At 69.8% G+C, this 16,871-nt stretch carries 17 protein-coding genes, 1 tRNA gene and 1 riboswitch; of the genes, 13 read left to right on the top strand and 5 right to left on the bottom strand.

All coding sequences use genetic code 11. From position 1 onward, the window contains the following. Window positions 1-169: 169 nt before the first annotated feature. Entirely contained in the window at window positions 170-1,468 is a 1,299-nt protein-coding gene (locus ASD48_RS06410) for a PTS transporter subunit EIIC (protein WP_057600393.1), read from the bottom strand. Between the two features lie 185 nt (window positions 1,469-1,653). Here ASD48_RS06410 and ASD48_RS06405 point away from each other — a divergent pair, with 185 nt between their 5' ends. The 4 genes from ASD48_RS06405 (at window position 1,654) to rdgB (ending at window position 3,897) form a co-directional block, all read left to right on the top strand. Further along, complete coding sequence (locus ASD48_RS06405) at window positions 1,654-1,887, top strand: PTS glucose/sucrose transporter subunit IIB (protein ID WP_020132213.1); 234 nt, start codon at window positions 1,654-1,656, stop codon at window positions 1,885-1,887. A gap of 108 nt (window positions 1,888-1,995) precedes the next feature. Beyond that, window positions 1,996-2,733 carry a ribonuclease PH gene (gene rph, locus ASD48_RS06400; protein WP_057600392.1) on the top strand — a complete coding sequence of 246 codons (738 nt, stop codon included), beginning with the start codon at window positions 1,996-1,998 and terminating at the stop codon, window positions 2,731-2,733. A gap of 111 nt (window positions 2,734-2,844) precedes the next feature. Then, window positions 2,845-3,261: a hypothetical protein gene (locus ASD48_RS06395; RefSeq protein ID WP_057600391.1), complete on the top strand. Its 417-nt coding sequence runs from the start codon at window positions 2,845-2,847 to the stop codon at window positions 3,259-3,261. 33 nt (window positions 3,262-3,294) lie between these two features. Then, a complete protein-coding gene (gene rdgB, locus ASD48_RS06390) occupies window positions 3,295-3,897 on the top strand; it encodes an RdgB/HAM1 family non-canonical purine NTP pyrophosphatase (RefSeq protein ID WP_057600390.1) in 603 nt (200 codons plus the stop codon). Between the two features lie 45 nt (window positions 3,898-3,942). Here rdgB and ASD48_RS06385 read toward each other — a convergent pair. Together ASD48_RS06385 and bcp are read right to left on the bottom strand one after the other, a co-directional pair. Beyond that, window positions 3,943-4,027 (bottom strand) — tRNA-Leu (locus tag ASD48_RS06385). A gap of 247 nt (window positions 4,028-4,274) precedes the next feature. Then, window positions 4,275-4,742, bottom strand: coding sequence for a thioredoxin-dependent thiol peroxidase (gene bcp, locus ASD48_RS06380; RefSeq protein WP_057600389.1), 468 nt, complete (start codon window positions 4,740-4,742; stop codon window positions 4,275-4,277). A gap of 94 nt (window positions 4,743-4,836) precedes the next feature. On the opposite strand from bcp, the gene ASD48_RS06375 reads away from it, so the two are divergent. The 3 genes from ASD48_RS06375 to ASD48_RS06365 all read left to right on the top strand — a co-directional run bounded on the left by ASD48_RS06375 (window position 4,837) and on the right by ASD48_RS06365 (window position 6,052). After that, window positions 4,837-5,166, top strand: a complete 330-nt coding sequence (locus tag ASD48_RS06375; protein WP_057600388.1) for a DUF3618 domain-containing protein — start codon at window positions 4,837-4,839, stop codon at window positions 5,164-5,166. Between the two features lie 44 nt (window positions 5,167-5,210). Beyond that, complete coding sequence (locus ASD48_RS06370; protein ID WP_020132219.1) at window positions 5,211-5,567, top strand: co-chaperone GroES; 357 nt, start codon at window positions 5,211-5,213, stop codon at window positions 5,565-5,567. Window positions 5,568-5,613: 46 nt separating this feature from the next. Further along, a riboswitch (guanidine-III (ykkC-III) riboswitch) is annotated at window positions 5,614-5,686 on the top strand. A 45-nt stretch (window positions 5,687-5,731) separates the two neighbouring features. Then, complete coding sequence (locus tag ASD48_RS06365; RefSeq protein ID WP_057600387.1) at window positions 5,732-6,052, top strand: SMR family transporter; 321 nt, start codon at window positions 5,732-5,734, stop codon at window positions 6,050-6,052. Between the two features lie 49 nt (window positions 6,053-6,101). On the opposite strand, the gene ASD48_RS06360 is transcribed toward ASD48_RS06365, so the two are convergent. Beyond that, a complete protein-coding gene (locus ASD48_RS06360; protein ID WP_057600386.1) occupies window positions 6,102-8,528 on the bottom strand; it encodes a transglycosylase domain-containing protein in 2,427 nt (808 codons plus the stop codon). A 243-nt stretch (window positions 8,529-8,771) separates the two neighbouring features. Between ASD48_RS06360 and ASD48_RS06355 the strand changes: the two genes are divergently transcribed. From ASD48_RS06355 to ASD48_RS06340, 4 genes are read left to right on the top strand one after another with little or no spacing between them, the layout of a single operon-like run. After that, window positions 8,772-9,572 carry an ABC-2 family transporter protein gene (locus ASD48_RS06355; protein ID WP_057600385.1) on the top strand — a complete coding sequence of 267 codons (801 nt, stop codon included), beginning with the start codon at window positions 8,772-8,774 and terminating at the stop codon, window positions 9,570-9,572. A gap of 49 nt (window positions 9,573-9,621) precedes the next feature. Then, the gene (locus tag ASD48_RS06350; protein WP_242432547.1) at window positions 9,622-10,386 is read left to right on the top strand and encodes an ABC transporter permease; all 765 of its coding nucleotides are present in this window, start codon (window positions 9,622-9,624) and stop codon (window positions 10,384-10,386) included. A 2-nt stretch (window positions 10,387-10,388) separates the two neighbouring features. Beyond that, window positions 10,389-11,417, top strand: coding sequence for an ABC transporter ATP-binding protein (locus ASD48_RS06345; RefSeq protein ID WP_242432517.1), 1,029 nt, complete (start codon window positions 10,389-10,391; stop codon window positions 11,415-11,417). Window positions 11,418-11,426: 9 nt separating this feature from the next. Beyond that, window positions 11,427-12,257, top strand: a complete 831-nt coding sequence (locus ASD48_RS06340; RefSeq protein ID WP_057600383.1) for a DUF1707 domain-containing protein — start codon at window positions 11,427-11,429, stop codon at window positions 12,255-12,257. Between the two features lie 86 nt (window positions 12,258-12,343). Here the strand turns inward: ASD48_RS06340 and ASD48_RS06335 are convergent, their stop codons facing one another. Continuing rightward, window positions 12,344-13,675 carry an SGNH/GDSL hydrolase family protein gene (locus ASD48_RS06335; RefSeq protein WP_057600382.1) on the bottom strand — a complete coding sequence of 444 codons (1,332 nt, stop codon included), beginning with the start codon at window positions 13,673-13,675 and terminating at the stop codon, window positions 12,344-12,346. Window positions 13,676-13,908: 233 nt separating this feature from the next. On the opposite strand from ASD48_RS06335, the gene ASD48_RS06330 reads away from it, so the two are divergent. Both ASD48_RS06330 and ASD48_RS06325 read left to right on the top strand, forming a co-directional pair. Beyond that, window positions 13,909-15,222, top strand: a complete 1,314-nt coding sequence (locus tag ASD48_RS06330; protein ID WP_242432516.1) for a DUF445 domain-containing protein — start codon at window positions 13,909-13,911, stop codon at window positions 15,220-15,222. 82 nt (window positions 15,223-15,304) lie between these two features. Continuing rightward, entirely contained in the window at window positions 15,305-16,852 is a 1,548-nt protein-coding gene (locus ASD48_RS06325; RefSeq protein ID WP_057600380.1) for an MFS transporter, read from the top strand. The last annotated feature ends 19 nt before the right edge of the window (window positions 16,853-16,871 follow it).

Raw genomic sequence — 16,871 nt, 5'->3', positions numbered from 1 at the left:
ACACCACTCAGTGGTGTAGACCATGTTGTAGCACGATGAAGGTGGCATAAGGAACCCACGATTCCCGTAATCGTGGTATTACGCTCGGCTACGGCCGAGGGCCTCCTGGCCGAGCCCCGGGCCGGGCCCGCGCACCGCCCCCGCAACCGGCCCCCGAACCGGCCTCCGGCTAGGCCTTCGTGACGTCCTCCCGCTCCTCCTCCGGCTCACGCCCGGGGGTCTTCAGATCGAACTTCGTGATCGCGAAACGGAAGATCGCGTAGTAGACGGCCGCGAAGCACAGACCGATCGGGATGATCCCCCACGGCCGCGTCGCCAGGTTCCAGTTGATGACGTAGTCGATGAGCCCGGCGGAGAAGCTGAAGCCGTCGTGCACCCCCAGCCCCCATGTCACCGCCATCGACGCCCCCGTCAGCACCGCGTGCACCGCGTACAGCAGCGGCGCGACGAACAGGAACGAGTACTCGATCGGCTCGGTGATGCCGGTCACGAACGACGTCAGCGCCACGGACAGCATCAGACCGCCGACCTCCTTGCGGCGCGACGGCTTCGCACAGTGCGTGATCGCCAGCGCCGCCGCGGGCAGCGCGAACATCATGATCGGGAAGAAGCCGGAGGTGAACTGCCCCGCATCCGGGTCGCCCGCCAGGAACATGTTGATGTCACCGTGCACCACCGTGCCGTCCGGCTTCGTGAAGCTGCCGAACTGGAACCAGATGGGCACGTTCAGGAACTGGTGCAGGCCGATCACCAGCAACGCCCGGTTCGCGACACCGAAGATGCCCGCACCCCACGCGTCCAGCCCGTCCAGCCAGTCGCTGAAACTCTCCAGTGCGTCGCCGATCGGCGGCCAGACCCACAGACACAACGCGGCGAACGCGATCGCCACGAACGCCATGATGATCGGCACCAGGCGCCGCCCGTTGAAGAAGCCCAGCCAGTCCACCAGCTTCGTGCGGTGGTACCGCTGCCAGAAGAACGCCGTCAGCAAGCCCACGACGATCCCGCCGAACACCCCGGGATTCTGGTAGGTGAAGGCCCCCACCGTGTTGTCGGTCGCCTGGCACCCGATGTTCGGGATCACCTTCGAACCCGGTGCGCAGTCCTCCGGGAACTGCCGCAACACGTTGTAGTAGACGAGGAATCCCGCCACCGCCGCCAGCGCCGTCGAACCGTCCGACTTCTTCGCCATGCCGATGGCCACGCCGATGCAGAACAGCAGGGGCAGCCCGAGGGAACCGTCGAGCAGTGCCGCGCCCGCACCCGCCATCACCTTCGCCACATCGGTCCAGCCGAGCCCGTCGTCCCCGAACACGTCAGGCTGGCCGAGCCGGTTGAGGATGCCCGCGGCCGGCAGCACCGCGATCGGCAGCTGAAGACTGCGCCCCATCTTCTGCAGGCCCTGGAACGCTGCCTGCCAGCGCCGGCGGGCCGGGCTGATCTCGGTCTCGGCGCTCTCGGCACTCATCGTTTGGCGACCGCCTGTCAGGTGGTGTAGACCAGCTACGGACGATTGGGTTGCTGCGACGTCATCACTGACGTCATCCTTCGGTACACCCGGCACAATCGCTCGCGAAGTTGGGCCAACTGTGGGTTACTGCGAAAAAGCGGTTCACATCGCGGTTCGCATCAGGGAATTCAGGGAGAGGGAACATGGCCACCAAGGCTGAGAAGATCGTCGCCGGACTCGGCGGCCTCGACAACATCGAAGAGATCGAAGGCTGCATCACCCGGCTGCGCACCGAGGTCAACGACGCCTCACTCGTCGACGAGGCCGCCCTGAAGGCCGCGGGCGCCCACGGCGTCGTCAAGATGGGCACCGCGATCCAGGTCGTCATCGGCACCGACGCCGACCCCATCGCCGCGGAGATCGAAGACATGATGTGAGCCCCCGCGTTCACTGCTGAGGGTTCACATCCGGGAACCCGCGCATGAGGGGCTCCTCCCGCCACCAGGGGAGGAGCCCCTTCCGCAGGTACGGCTAGGCTCAGCGCCATGTCTCGAATCGACGGCCGCACCCCCGAACAGCTCCGCCCCGTCACCATCGAACGCGGCTGGAGCAAGCACGCCGAGGGCTCCGTCCTCGTCTCCTTCGGCGACACGAAGGTCTTCTGCACCGCCTCCGTGACGGAAGGCGTCCCCCGCTGGCGCAAGGGCAGCGGCGAGGGCTGGGTCACCGCGGAGTACTCCATGCTCCCCCGCGCCACCAACACCCGCGGCGACCGCGAGTCCGTCCGCGGCAAGATCGGCGGCCGCACCCACGAGATCTCCCGCCTCATCGGCCGCTCCCTGCGCGCGGTGATCGACTACAAGGCACTGGGCGAGAACACCATCGTCCTCGACTGCGACGTCCTCCAGGCCGACGGCGGCACCCGCACGGCGGCCATCACCGGCGCGTACGTCGCGCTGGCCGACGCCATCACCTGGGCCCAGGGCAAGAAGCTCATCAAGGCCGGCCGCCAGCCCCTCACCGGCACGGTGTCCGCGGTCTCGGTCGGCATCGTCGGAGGCGTCCCGCTCCTCGACCTGCGCTACGAGGAGGACGTCCGCGCCGAGACCGACATGAACGTCGTCTGCACCGGCGACGGCCGCTTCGTCGAGGTCCAGGGCACCGCCGAGGCCGAGCCGTTCGCCCGCGAGGAACTCAACTCCCTCCTCGACCTGGCCGTTCTGGGCTGCACGGAACTGACTGTCCTGCAGCGCACGGCACTTGATACGGTCCTCGAAAAGTAAAGGGAACACCAAGACGGGCGGCGGGCCCGAGCAACCGGCCCGCCCGTCGGCGCGTCTTGGCCAGTACACCAACGGGGGCCTCCTGGGCCTGGCAAGGGGAGGAACACACTGATGTCCACGGCCGCGAGCCGACGCCCGAAGCGGCGTCGCCGAACCGTCATAGCCGCCGCCACGGCGGCCGTCGCCCTCACCGTGGGACTGACGGCGACCGGCTGCGACGCAGTCAACAAGGCCCTGGACTGCGTCCAGACCGCCGACTCCATCGCCGACAGCGTCACCGACCTCCAGCAGGCCGTGGAGAACGCCGCGAACGACCCCACGCAGACCGAGGAGTCGCTGACCTCCATCGAGAACAACCTCGACAAGATCGGCGACAAGACGGACAACACCGACGTCAACAAGGCGGTCGACGACCTCCAGACCGCCGTCGCCAACGTCCGCACCGCCGTCGAGAACGGCGACAACACCCCCGACCTCAGCCCCGTCACCGACGCGGCGGGCGAACTGACGAAGGTCTGCACCCCGTAGGAGACGCCGGGCGGAACTGGGGATACTGGGCGCATGACCCGCCTGATCCTCGCCACCCGCAACGCCGGAAAGATCACCGAACTGAGGTCGATCCTCGCCGACGCAGGCCTGCCCCACGACCTCGTCGGCGCGGATGCCTACCCCGACGTCCCCGACGTCAGGGAAACGGGCGTCACCTTCGCCGAGAACGCGCTCCTGAAGGCCCACGCCCTCGCGCAGGCGACGGGGTTCCCGGCCGTCGCCGACGACTCGGGCCTCTGCGTCGACGTCCTGAACGGCGCCCCCGGCATCTTCTCCGCCCGCTGGGCCGGCAAGCACGGCGACGACCGGGCCAACCTGGACCTGCTCCTGGCCCAGCTCTCGGACATCGCCGAGGAACACCGGGGCGCCCACTTCGCCTGCGCGGCGGCCCTGGCCCTCCCGGACGGCACGGAACGCGTCGTCGAGGGCCGCCTGACCGGCACCCTCCGCCACACCCCGACCGGCACCAACGGCTTCGGCTACGACCCGATCCTCCAGCCGGACGGCGAGACACGCACCTGCGCGGAACTGACGCCCGCGGAGAAGAACGCGATCAGCCACCGCGGCAAGGCGTTCCGGGGACTGGTGCCGGTGGTACGGGAACTACTGGGCTGAGCCATGGAAGAGGGGCCGCCCGGTCGGGCGGCCCCTCTCCTCGCGTGCGGCCGGTGGGACTCGAACCCACACGGGTGTGAACCCACTGGGACCTAAACCCAGCATGACTGCCAAATTCCATCACGGCCGCTCAAAATCGGTCATCATGCTCGACCGGCGGCACTCAGTGTACGGGCCTGCCGGGTCACCGGGCGAGTAGGACGCTGCTCTTCCGGCGACACCACGTCGCGGTCGGCGCATGGCAATTGGGGCACAGGTGGCGCAGGTTCTCCTTGCGGAGCGACGAACCGTCTATCGGGCAGTCACGCCCGAAAGGTGGAAGCGGCCCGAGTCGGGGGATTCCCGACGCGGGCCGCTCGGCGGCGGGAAGGGGGTCCTCAGATGCCCAGGTCCTTGATGATCTTGGCTACGTGGCCGGTGGCGCGGACGTTGTAGAGGGCTCGTTCGACCTTGCCCTGCTCGTCGACCACGATCGTGGAGCGGATGACGCCCATGTAGGTCTTGCCGTAGTTCTTCTTCTCGCCGTACGCCGCGTAGGCCTCGGTGACGGTCTTCTCGGGGTCGGCCAGGAGGGTGACCTTCAGGGACTCCTTGTCGCGGAACCTGCCCAGCTTCTCGGGGCTGTCGGGGGAGATGCCGATGACGTCGTACCCGGCGCCGGTCAGCAGTTCCAGGTTGTCCGTGAAGTCGCAGGCCTGCTTCGTGCAGCCGGGGGTAAGCGCGGCGGGGTAGAAGTAGACGATGACCTTGCGGCCCTTGTGGTCCGACAGGGAGACCTGGTTGCCGTCGGCGTCGGGGAGGGTGAAGGCGGGGGCCACGTCCCCGGGCTGGAGTCGCTCGCTCATCGGGCCAGCGTAACCGGGGGTCCTGACAGTGCGGCGGCGGGCAGAGCTGACAGACTGTCCAGAACAAGACACAGCTGACTTCGGAGGCCTTACCGTGGCGGAGACGTCGGACACCAGAACCCCGGCGCAGATCGAGGCGGACATCAGGGCCCGCCGCGAGGTGCTGGCGGAGACGCTGGACGAGATCGGGGTGCGGGTGCATCCGAAGACCATCGTCGGGGACGCCAAAGCCAAGGTCGTCGCCAACGTCGACCACACGCTCGGGAAGGCCTACGTCCAGGTCAACCGTGCCGTGAGCGAGGTACGGGCGCAGTTCGTGGACGAGGAGGGCGCGCCCCGGCTGGAGCGGGTCGTGCCGGTGGCGCTCGTCGTGGTCGCCGTCGTGGGGCTGCTCACGTTCGGCGGACGGCGCCGCAAGGGCTGATCCCCTGCATTCCCGCCGTATCTCCCCGGGGTAGGTTCAGTGCTGTGAGCGCCAAGAGAGACGACCTGAGTACCACGCACGACAAGCTGCCCATCCGGATGCTGCACGACCGCGTGCTCGTGAAGCAGGAGACCGGCGAGGGCGAGCGGCGTTCGGGTGGCGGCATTCTGATCCCCGCCACCGCGGCCGTCGGCCGCCGGCTGGCGTGGGCCCAGGTCGTCGCGGTGGGACAGAACGTGCGGACCGTGGAGCCGGGTGACCGTGTCCTGTACGACCCCGAGGACCGTGCGGAGGTCGAGGTGCGGGGCGTCGCGTACGTGCTGATGCGGGAGCGCGATCTGCACGCCGTGGCGGCCGACCGGTTCGAGGGCTCGGAGGACTCGACCGGGCTGTACCTCTGATGTAGTGGGCGGAAAGGGCTGGTGACCATGGTCACCAGCCCTTTTGTCGTTTCTTTGCTACGTTGGGAAGGAGCCCGACGAGACGCGCCGTACCGGGACGCAGGAAAAGACGACGCATCGCTGTGTCAGTGCGTTCGCGTTCGCGTCTCGGAGGTGCCTGTTCCATGGCCTGGGTTCTGCTCGTCGTCGCCGGTCTGCTCGAAGTCGGCTGGTCGGTCGGGATGAAGTACACGGACGGGTTCACCCGGCCCGTCCCGAGTCTGTTCACCGGCGCCGGCATCGTGGCCAGCATGCTGCTGCTGTCGTACGCGGCCCGTTCCCTCCCCATCGGTACCGCCTACGGCGTGTGGGTCGGGATCGGGGCGGCGGGGGCCGCGGTCGTCGGCATGGTGGTGCTGGGGGAGCCGGCGACCGCCGCCCGGATCTTCTTCGTGTGCCTGCTGCTGGTCGCCGTGGTGGGGCTCAAGGCGACCAGCGGTCACTGAGGGACGACGTCAGGCCACGTCAGAGCACGTCAGGGCACGTCGTGGTACGTCAGTCCCAGCCGGAGGACGTCAGCTGGGGGCCCGTCGTCGTGCCCACGGAGTTGCCGGTGTCCCCGGTCGCGCCGTCGGAGGTGCCGGTGGACGTGTTGCCTTCGGTGGTGCCGGAGTTGGTGCCCGAGCTCGTTCCGCTGGTCGCCGTGCCGCCGTCGGTGGTGCCGGTCGAGGTGTTTCCGGTGGTCGTGCCGCCGTCGGTGGTGCTGCCGGAGGTGGTGCCTGCGGTGGTGCCGCCGGTGGTCGTGCCGCCGTTCGTCTGTCCCTGGGTCTGGCCCTGCGTCTGGCCCTTGGTGTTGTCGGCGCTCGGCGAACTGCCGTCGGTCTCGTCGTCGGTGGGCTCGTCCTCGGAGGGCGGGGCCGACGGGTAGGCGGACTGCTCGCCGCCCTCCTGGATCTGGAGGTTGAAGTCCGTGGCCGGTTCGCCCTTCAGGGCGTTCTTGGTGAACTGGGCCCAGATCTCGGTGGGGGCGCCGCCGCCGTTGATGCGGGGCAGGCCCATCGCGCCCTTGAGGGACTTGTGGGCGGCGGTCTGCGGGTCCTGGCCCATGACCGCGACCACGGTGGCGAGGTCGGGTGTGTAGCCGGCGAACCAGGCCGCGGTGTCCTCCTCGGCGGTGCCGGTCTTGCCGGCGGCGGGCCGGTCGGCGGCGAGGGCCGCGGTGGCGGTGCCGTTCTGGACGACGCTGCGCAGGACCGAGGTGGTGGTGTCGGCGGCCTCGCGGCTGACGACCTGGGAGGACTTCTGCTCGGGCAGGTCCACCACGTCGGCGCCGTCCTTGGTGACCTTCTCGATCAGGGTGTACGTGCCGTGCTTGCCGTGGTTGGCGAGGGTGGCGTAGGCCTCCGCCATGTCCAGGACGCTGGCGTTGGCCGTGCCGAGGGCGATGGAGGGGTAGGGCTGGAGGTCGGGGGTGTCGGTGGGCAGGCCCAGCTTGATGGCGGTCTGCTTGACCTTGGCGGGGCCGACGTCGACGGCCATCTGCGCGTACACGGAGTTCACCGACTTGTCGGTGGCGGTGCGTACGTCGATGTTGCCGTAGTTGACGTAGTCCTCGTTCTCGGGCGCGTAGGTGCCGCCGGACCAGCCCTGGATGGGCCGCCTGTTGGTGCCGTCGTAGATCGTGTTGGGGGTGATCCGGCGGCCGTCCTGCGTCTCGGAGTCGTTCTCGACGGCCGAGGTGAAGACGAAGGGCTTGAAGGTGGAGCCGACCTGGAAGTCCTGCCGGGTGGCGTTGTTGGTGTACTGCTTGACGTAGTCGATGCCGCCGTACAGGGCGAGGACCTTGCCGGTCTTGGGCTCGACGGCGGCGCCGCCCGCGCGGACGTAGGTGTCGACCTTGCGGTTCTTCTTGTCGAGCTTCTTCATCAGCTTGTCGTTGACGGCGTCGACGAAGGCGTTCTGCTTCTTCTTGTCGATGGTGGTGGTGATGCGGTAGCCGCCGGCGTCGAGTTCGTCCTGGGTGACGATCTTGTTGTCGCGCAGGTAGTCCTTGATCGCGTTGACGAGGTAGCCGCGCTGTCCGGACATGCCGGTGTCGGCGCCGGAGGTCTCCTTGACCGCGGGGAACTTCATTCCGGTGCGGGCGCTCTCGCCGAGCCAGCCCTTGGTGACCATGCCGTCGAGGACGTAGTTCCAGCGGGCCTCGGCGGCGGCCTTGTTCTCGGGGTGGGCGATGATGTCGTACTCGCTGGGCGCGTTGACCAGGGCGGCGAGATAGGCGCCCTGGGCGGGGGTGAGCCTGGCGGCCTCGACGCCGAAGTAGGCCTTGGCGGCGGCCTGCATGCCGTAGGCGTTGCGGCCGAAGTAGCTGGTGTTGAGGTAGCCCTCGAGGATGTCGTCCTTGGAGGTCTCGCGGTCCAGCTTGATGGAGATGAAGAACTCCTTCACCTTGCGCGTGACGGTCTGCTCCTGCGCGAGGTAGTAGTTCTTCACGTACTGCTGGGTGATCGTGGAGCCGGACTGCTTGCCCTTGCCGGTGGCGGTGTTCCAGCCGGCCCGGAGCATCGCCTTGGGGTCGATGGCGGACTCGGTGTAGAAGTCGCGGTCCTCGGCGGCCAGGACGGCGTGCTGGGCGTCCTTGGAGATCTGGGAGAGGTCGACGTTCTCGCGGTTGACGGTGCCGTCGCGGGCGATCTCGGTGCCGTCGGCGTAGAGGTAGACGTTGGACTGCTTGGTGGCGAGCGCGTTGGCGGGGGGGATCTTGACCATGGAGTAGCCGAGGAAGAAGAGTCCGGCGAGCACCAGGACGCCGAGGACGAACGTGCCGAGCACCATCCGCCAGGTGGGCAGGAGCCGGCGCAGTCCGGTGCGCTTGGGTCGCTTCATCTTCTTGCCTCCCTCGCCACTTCCTCCGTCACCCGCCTCGGGGGCTCCGGGTGCCGAGCCCTCGGTGGGCTGCTGCGGCTGTGGCTCGTCACTCATGTGTTGCTGGACTCCTGTTTCGCGTCGTACGTTCCCGTACGCCTCGTAAGCCTCGTACGCCTTCTGCGTCCCCTGTTGAAGACTCTCGCACCAAGCGTTCCGTTCCCGACAATCGGCGCGCGTTCGGTCACACCTCGTGCCCGGAAAACGCGTGGCACGTGACCGGAGCGCAGCACTAGGCTCCTGCGCTTCGGTGTCGAAGAGGACACCAGGGGTGACTAGCGGGCGAGGAGGACGGTTGCCTTGGGATCGGCGCGGTTGTACGCGACCGTCGCGGCGGGGGGTTTCAGAAGGTACGCGACCTATCGGGTGGCGACGGCCGCCGGAGTGTTCACCAATACCGTTTTCGGCCTGATCCTCGTCTACACATATCTGGCCTTGTGGGACGAGCGGCCGCACCTGGGGGGCTATGACCAGGCACAGGCGGTCACCTATGTGTGGCTGGGTCAGGCGCTGTTCGCGACACTCGCGATCCAGGGCGGCGGTTTCGAGATCGAGTTGATGGAGCGGATCCGTACGGGTGAGGTCGCCATCGACCTGTACCGGCCGGCCGATCTCCAGGCGTGGTGGCTGGCGGCCGATCTGGGGCGGGCGTTGTTCCAGCTGCTGGGCCGCGGTGTGCTGCCGTTCGTCTTCGGGGCGTTGTTCTTTCCGACGGCGTTGCCCCACGATCCGGTGATCTGGGCGGCGTTCGCGGTGACGATCGCGCTGGCGATGGTGGTCGGTTACGGGATCCGGTTCCTGGTGGCGTTGAGCGGGTTCTGGTTGATGGACGGCACGGGTGCGGTGCAGGTGCTGATGGTCACCGGGATGTTCTTCTCGGGGATGGCGCTGCCGCTCAACGCGTTTCCCCAGCCACTGGGGGACATCGTGACGCTGCTGCCGTGGTCGGCGTTGTTGCAGATGCCCGCGGACGTGCTGATGGGGCGGACGGATCCGCTGTTCGCGTTCGTCTTCCAGGCGGGCTGGGCGGTGGTGCTGCTGGCGGTGGGCCGGCTGGTGCAGGGGGCGGCGACGCGGCGGGTGGTGGTGCAGGGTGGGTGAGGGCGGCCGGCTGGTGGAGGGGTTGCGGGCGTACCGGCTGATCGCCGGGATGTGGATCCGGTCGACGCTGGCCTACCGGGTGTCGTTCGCGCTGACCGTGGCGGGTGGTCTGCTGGTGACCGGACTGGACTTTGTCGCGATCTTGCTGATGTTCTCGCAGGTGGACGTGCTGGGCGGTTACACGCTGCCGGAGGTCGCGTTTCTGTACGGGTTGTCGGCGACGTCGTTCGGGCTGGCGGATCTGTCGATCGGCTCGGCGGGCCGGCTGGGTTCGCGGGTGCGGGACGGCACGCTCGACACGTTGCTGGTGCGGCCCGCGCCGGTGCTGGCCCAGGTCGCCGCGGACCGGTTCGCCCTGCGTCGGGTGGCCCGGCTGATCCAGGGCACGCTGGTGCTGGGGTACGCGTTCGTGGCGCTGGACGTGGCCTGGACGCCGGTGAAGGCGGCACTGGTGCCGGTGATGCTGGTGTGCGGCGGGTTGATCTTCGCGGCGGTGTTCGTGGCGGGCGCGTCGTTCCAGTTCGTGGCGCAGGACGCGTCCGAGGTGCAGGCCGCGTTCACGTACGGCGGTCAGACGCTGTTGCAGTATCCGCCGACCGTGTTCGGTACGGAGCTGGTGCGCGGGGTGACGTTCGTGCTGCCGCTGGCGTTCGTCAACTGGGTTCCGGCGGCTCATGTGTTGGGACGGCCGTATCCGCTGGGGCTGCCGGAGTGGGCGGCGTTCGCCCCGCCGCTGGTGGCGGTGGCGTGCTGTGCGGCGGCGGGGCTGGCGTGGCGGGCGGGGCTGCGGACGTATCGGAGTACGGGGAGTTGAGAGTGACCGGGTCGGAGGGTGCGACGGTGCCGGAGAGCGCGTTCATCGAGGTGGACCGGGTCGAGAAGGTCTTCGATGTGCGCAGGAGGACCGGTTTCCTGAAGCGGGAGCTGCGGCGGGTGCGGGCGGTGGACGCGATCTCGTTCACCGTGGCACGCGGTGAGATGGTCGGCTACATCGGGCCGAACGGCGCGGGGAAGTCGACGACGATCAAGATGCTGACGGGGATCCTGACGCCGAGCGGGGGACGGCTGCGGGTCGCCGGGATCGACCCGTCCCGCGAGCGGACGCGCCTGGCGCATCGCATAGGGGTGGTGTTCGGGCAGCGTACGACGCTGTGGTGGGACCTTCCGCTGATCGACTCCTACCGGCTGATGCATCGCATGTACCGGATCCCGGACGGCCGTTACCGCGAGAACCTCGACCGGCTGGTGGAACTCCTCGACCTGTCGGCCCTGTTGGAGGTGCCGGTGCGTCAGTTGTCGCTCGGCCAGCGGATGCGCGGGGACATCGCGGCGGCGCTGCTGCACGATCCCGAGGTGCTCTATCTGGACGAGCCGACGATCGGCCTGGACGTGGTCTCCAAGGCGCGGGTGCGGGAGTTCCTGCGCGAGCTGAACACCGAGCGCGGCACGACGGTCCTGCTCACCACGCATGACCTCCAGGACATCGAGCAGCTCTGCTCGCGGGTGATGGTCATCGACCACGGTCGCCTGGTCTACGACGGTGCGCTGGCCGGTCTGCACGAGGCGGGGGAGAGCGAGCGGACGCTGGTGGTGGACCTGGAGCGGGAGCTGCCGCCGGTCGAGGTGGGGGAGGCGGCGCGGGTGGTGAAGGTGGACGGGCCGAGGCAGTGGCTGGCGTTCCCTGCGTCGGAGTCGGCGGCCCCGCTCGTCGCCCGGATCGCGGCGGAGTATCCGCTGGTGGACCTGTCGGTGCGGGAGCCGGACATCGAGGCCGTGATCGCCAGGATGTACGAGGACCGGGAGACCGCGAGGGAGACCGTAGTGCCGGCGCCCGGGAACTCGTAGGCTGCTGATATGACCGACGACGCAGCCCCGGGCCTGCCGGATCTCCGTGCCTCCGACGCCGATCGCGAGCGGGTCGCCGAGGTCCTGCGGGACGCCCTCGCGGAGGGCCGGCTCGACATGACGGAGTTCGAGGAACGGCTGGAGGAGACGTACAAGGCGCGCACGTACGGGGAGTTGGCGCCGATCACCCGGGATCTGCCGGTCGCCGGGGTGACGCCGCCCGTCGTGTCGCTGCACAAGGAGCCGCTAGAGGAGGGGAGTTGGGCCGGGCGGATCGTGGGCGGCGAGGGCTCGTCGACCTGGGCGGTGGCCGTGCTGTCCGGCTTCCAGCGCAGGGGCCGCTGGACGGCGCCCCGGCGGTTCAACTGCTTCGCCTTCTGGGGCGGCGGGGAGATCGACCTGCGTGAGGCGAACTTCGCGGCCGGTGAGATCGAGATCAACTGTGTCGCGATCATGGGCGGGGTGCAGATCACGGTGCCGCCGGGGGTCGAGGTCGTGGTCCGCGGGATCGGCGTGATGGGCGGCTTCGACCAGCGGGAGACCGGTGTTCCGGGTGACCCGGGCGCGCCGCGGGTGGTCGTCGGCGGGTTCGCCTTCTGGGGCGGGGTCGGCATCGAGCGCAAGAAGACGCGGGCCGCCCGGCGGCAGGAGAAGCTGGACCGCAAGGCGGCGAAGCGCGAGTTGCGGTCATCGTCGCGAGAGGACGAGGGGGAGGCCCACCGCCGGATGCTGGAGGGTCACAGGGATCTCCTGCGCGGGCATGGACTCGGTCACGGCCGGGGCGACGGCGCGGGGTCCGGGCCCCGGGAGGGCCGGCGGGAGCACCGCTACGAGGACTGAGCCCGCCCCGGGATCCGCCGCACCCCGGGATCGGCCGCGCCCCGGGATCGGCCGGTGCGGGGCTCGGTTCGGGGCCCGGCGGGGTGTCACAGCCGGGCCGGTGCGGCCCCTGCCAGCTTCGCCAGGTCGACGGTCTCCGCCATCTTGCGGTAGCCCCGGTCGCTGGGGTGCAGATGGTCGCCCGAGTCGTACTCCGGGCGCAGGCTGCGCGGGTCGTACGGGTCGCGCAGTGCCCGGTCGAGGTCGACGACCGTGTCGAACACCCCGTCCGCGCGGATCGCCTGGTTGATGCGTTGCCGGACGTCCTCGCGGCCGTCGTCGTAGCCGCGGTGGCCGCGGAACGGCGTGAGGGTGGTGCCGACGACCCTGATGCCGTGGGCGTGGGCGCGCTCGACGAGGGTGCGCAGGCCGTCCACGACCGCCTGCGGGTCGGCGAGGCCCGGGTCGCGCAGGATGTCGTTGATGCCGAGGTCGATGACGACGGCCTTGACGTTCGGCACGCCGAGGACGTCCCGTTCGAAGCGGTGGAGGGCGGCGGCGCCGCGGCGGGAGTCGTCGGTGAGGACCCGGTTGCCGCTGATGCCCGCGTTGACGACCCCGTAGCGGGGCGCGTCCCCGCCGGCGGCGACGCGCGCCCGCAGCCGGTCGGCGAGGACGTCGGGCCAGCGGCGGTCGGCGCCCGCGGTGGAGGTGACGCCGTCGGTGATCGAGTCGCCGAGGGCGACGACGGTCCCGTCGGCCTCGTTGCTGAGCACGTCGAGGGCGGTCAGGTAGCGCCAGTGGTCGCCTGCCCCGGTGAACGCGGCGCCGCCGACGTCCTCGGTGGACTCGCCCTCGGCGACGTAGTTGGTCTGCCGTGCGTGCGGGTGGTAGGTGACAGGCCCGGCGGAGGTGGGGGAGTAGGTGCTGACCAGGACGTCGGAGTCGTGCGGGACGGTGACGGTGACGGCGTCGCTGACCGTCTGCCCGCCGGCCGGGACGACGACGGTGGTGGCGCCGCCGAAGGTGAGCCGGCGCAGCGTGTCGGGGACCGCCGCCGCGCTCCCCTCGCCGGCCGCGAGGGCGAGGGTGGCGTGCGTCACGGTGAGCGGGCCGGTGCCGTAGAGGTTGGACAGCGTGACGCGGGCACTCGTCCCTCCGACGCTGGTGTGCACGACGTTGCGGACCGTGCGGCCCGCCATGCCGTCGGTCACGGTGCCGGGCTCGCCGCTGACCGGGGAGGCCGCCCAGGTGCCGACCCAGACGCCCGTCGAGACGGGGGCGGCGCTGCCGGGGCCGGGTGCCGCGGCCCGGGTGACGGCCCGGGGGTCGGCTCCGGGACCGTGGCCGGGGGCGGCGGAGACGTATATGGCGGCGGACAGGCCCACGACAAGGGCGATGATCGCCGACAGGAGGGCACAACCGTGTGGCCTGGTCATGCGGGGTGGTTCTCCTCGGTGAAGGGAGCGGCACGGCTCCGGGTCATGCGGTCATGCAGTCGTGCGTGGATGCGTTCGTGCGGTGATTGCGTTCACGCAGGAGTTCACCGTTGAGCTCCCCACCTGAGAGACGCCGGGAACTCTTGTTCCGTTCCAGGAGTCGGTCAGGCAGGGACAATATCTGCGTGCGGGACACGGGTGGCACGGGGCGACGACCGGAACGGATGGAACGGATGGATCGTACGGAAGCGGAGCGGCCGGCCGGCACCGGAGCGGCGCGCACGATGACCGTCTTCAGTGCCGCCGACGAGGAGAAGCGGCGCGGGGTGCGCCGGATGAAGCTCACCGCGGCGGGGCTGCTGCTGTTCGTGGCCGTGGTGTACGTGCTCGCCGAGTGGGCCTCCCATCGGGGCGCGGGCCCCTGGGCGGGCTATGTGGCGGCCGCCGCGGAGGCGGGCATGGTCGGTGCGCTCGCCGACTGGTTCGCGGTCACGGCGCTCTTCCGCCACCCGCTCGGCCTGCCCATCCCGCACACCGCGATCATCCCGAACAAGAAGGACCAACTGGGTGTCTCGCTGGGTGAGTTCGTCGGCGAGAACTTCCTCTCCGAGGATGTCGTACGGCAGCGGCTGCGCGCGGTCGGCATCGGCACCCGGCTGGGCGCCTGGCTGGCCGAGCCGGAGCACGCCGACCGGGTGACGGCCGAGCTGGCGACGGCGCTGCGGGGCGCGCTCACGGTGCTGCGCGACTCGGATGTGCAGGCGGTGGTGGGCGAGGCGATCACGCGGCGCGCGGACGCGCAGGAGATCGCGCCGGGCATAGGGAAGATGCTGGAGAGGGTCGTCGCGGACGGGGGTCACCGGCGGGCCGTGGATCTCGTGGTCACCCGGGCGTACGAATGGCTGGTGCTGCACGGCGACTCGGTGATGGGCGCGGTGGAGGGCGGTGCGCCCGGCTGGACCCCGCGTTTCGTCGACAAGCGGATCGGTGAGCGCGTCTACAAGGAGCTGCTGCGGTTCTGCGGGGAGATGCGGGACATGCCGTCCCATCCGGCCCGGGGTGCCCTCGACCGGTTCCTCACCGACTTCGCCTCCGACCTCCAGTCCGACACGGACACGCGGGCGCGGGTGGAGCGGCTCAAGGGCGAGGTGCTGGGCCGGGGCGAGGTGCAGGATCTGATCGCCTCCGCCTGGACCGCGGTGCGCTCCATGATCGTCGCGGCGGCGGAGGACGAGCGCAGTGAGCTGCGGCTTAGGGTGCGGGCCTCGCTGCTGTCCCTGGGGGCGCGGATGGCCACCGAGCGCAAGGTCCAGGAGAAGGTGGACGGCTGGGTCGAGGGCGCGGCGGTGCACGTGGTGACGACGTACCGCAAGGAGATCACCTCCCTGATCACCGACACGGTCGCGGGCTGGGACGCGGAGCACACGACCCGCAAGATCGAGGCCAACATCGGCCGCGACCTCCAGTTCATCCGGATCAACGGCACGGTGGTGGGCTCGCTGGCCGGGTTGCTGATCTACACGGTGGCGCGCGCGCTCGGGGCGTGATCCGGCCGGCCGCTTGAATCAGCCGGTCGCGGGAACACGATCCGCGTGCCGCCCGATGGGGAGCGTGCCGAGGAGGGAGCCCATGACCAGCGCAGACGCCGCCGTGCCGGCCGAGAAGGATCGCACGATCACCACCGACATCCCCGCCCGCCTCGACCGGCTGCCCTGGTCGCGCTGGCACTGGACCATCGTCTTCGGACTGGGCACCGTGTGGATCCTGGACGGCCTGGAGGTCACGGTCGTCGGGAACATCGCGGGCCGGCTGTCGGAGCCGGGAAGCGGCCTGCCGATCACCTCCGGGCAGGTCACCGGTATCGCGGCCGCGCTGTATGTGGCGGGCGCCTGTCTCGGCGCCCTGTTCTGGGGCCGGCTGACCGACAAGTGGGGCCGCAAGAAGCTGTTCATGATCACCCTCGCGGTGTATCTGGCGGCCACCGCGCTGACCGCGGTCTCCTTCGACACCTGGTGGTTCCTGCTCTTCCGGTTCCTCACCGGCTTCGGCATCGGCGGCGAGTACGCGGCCATCAACTCCGCGATCGACGAGCTGATCCCCGCGCAGTACCGGGGCCGCGTCGACCTGATCATCAACGGCAGCTTCTGGCTGGGCGCGGTCGCCGGTTCGCTGCTGTCGATCGTCGCGCTGAACACGGACATCTTCGCGGCGGACGTGGGCTGGCGGCTGACGTTCGCGCTGGGCGCCGTCCTCGCCCTGGTGATCCTGCTCGTCCGGCGGCACGTCCCGGAGAGTCCGCGCTGGCTGCTGATCCACGGCCGGGACCGGGAGGCCGAGGAGATCGTCACCTCGATCGAACAGCGGATCGAGGAGGAGAACGGGGAGCGGCTGCCCCGGGCCGAGGGCGAACTCACCATCCACCAGCGCCGCAGCGTCTCCTTCGTCGAGATCGCCCGCACGGTGTTCTCCTCCTACCGGCGCCGCGCGGTCCTCGGCTTCTCCCTCTTCATCGGGCAGGCCTTCCTCTACAACGCGATCACCTTCGGCTTCGGCGCGATCCTGACCAAGTTCTTCGACGTGCCGAGCGGCAACACCGGCTACTACTTCGCCGTCATCGCCGTCGGCAACTTCTGCGGTCCGCTGCTGCTGGGCAAGCTGTTCGACACGGTGGGGCGCCGGGTGATGATCTCCTCGACGTATCTGCTCTCCGGTGTGCTGCTGTTCGGCACGGCCTGGCTGTTCGACCAGGGCTCGCTGACGGCGACGACGATGACGGCCTGCTGGTGCGCGGTGCTGTTCTTCGCGTCTGCGGGCGCGTCGAGCGCCTATCTGACGGTGTCCGAGGTCTTCCCGATGGAGACCCGCGCCATGTCCATCGCCTTCTTCTACGCCCTCGGCACCGCGGCCGGCGGCATCAGCGGCCCCCTGCTGTTCGCCGAGCTCACCGACACGGGCAAGGTCGGCGACACGGTCCTCGCCTTCTGCATCGGCGCGGCCCTGATGTGCGCGGCGGGTCTGGTGGCCGTGTTCCTGGCGGTCAAGGCCGAGCGACGCTCCCTGGAGGACATCGCCCAGCCCCTGACAGCGGCGGCGACGAAGGCACGCGACGCGACGGCACCGGGCGGCTCCACACCGGGCGGGCCGATGTCGGGAGACCCGCGGAGGGCCACCGCCTGAGGGCGCGGGGCCGGTGTCC

The organism is Streptomyces sp. Root1310 (assembly GCF_001426425.1).
Lineage (GTDB): Bacteria > Actinomycetota > Actinomycetes > Streptomycetales > Streptomycetaceae > Streptomyces.
The sequence above is the reverse complement of the archived record's forward strand: the minus strand, read 5'-3'. Positions and strand labels throughout refer to the sequence as shown.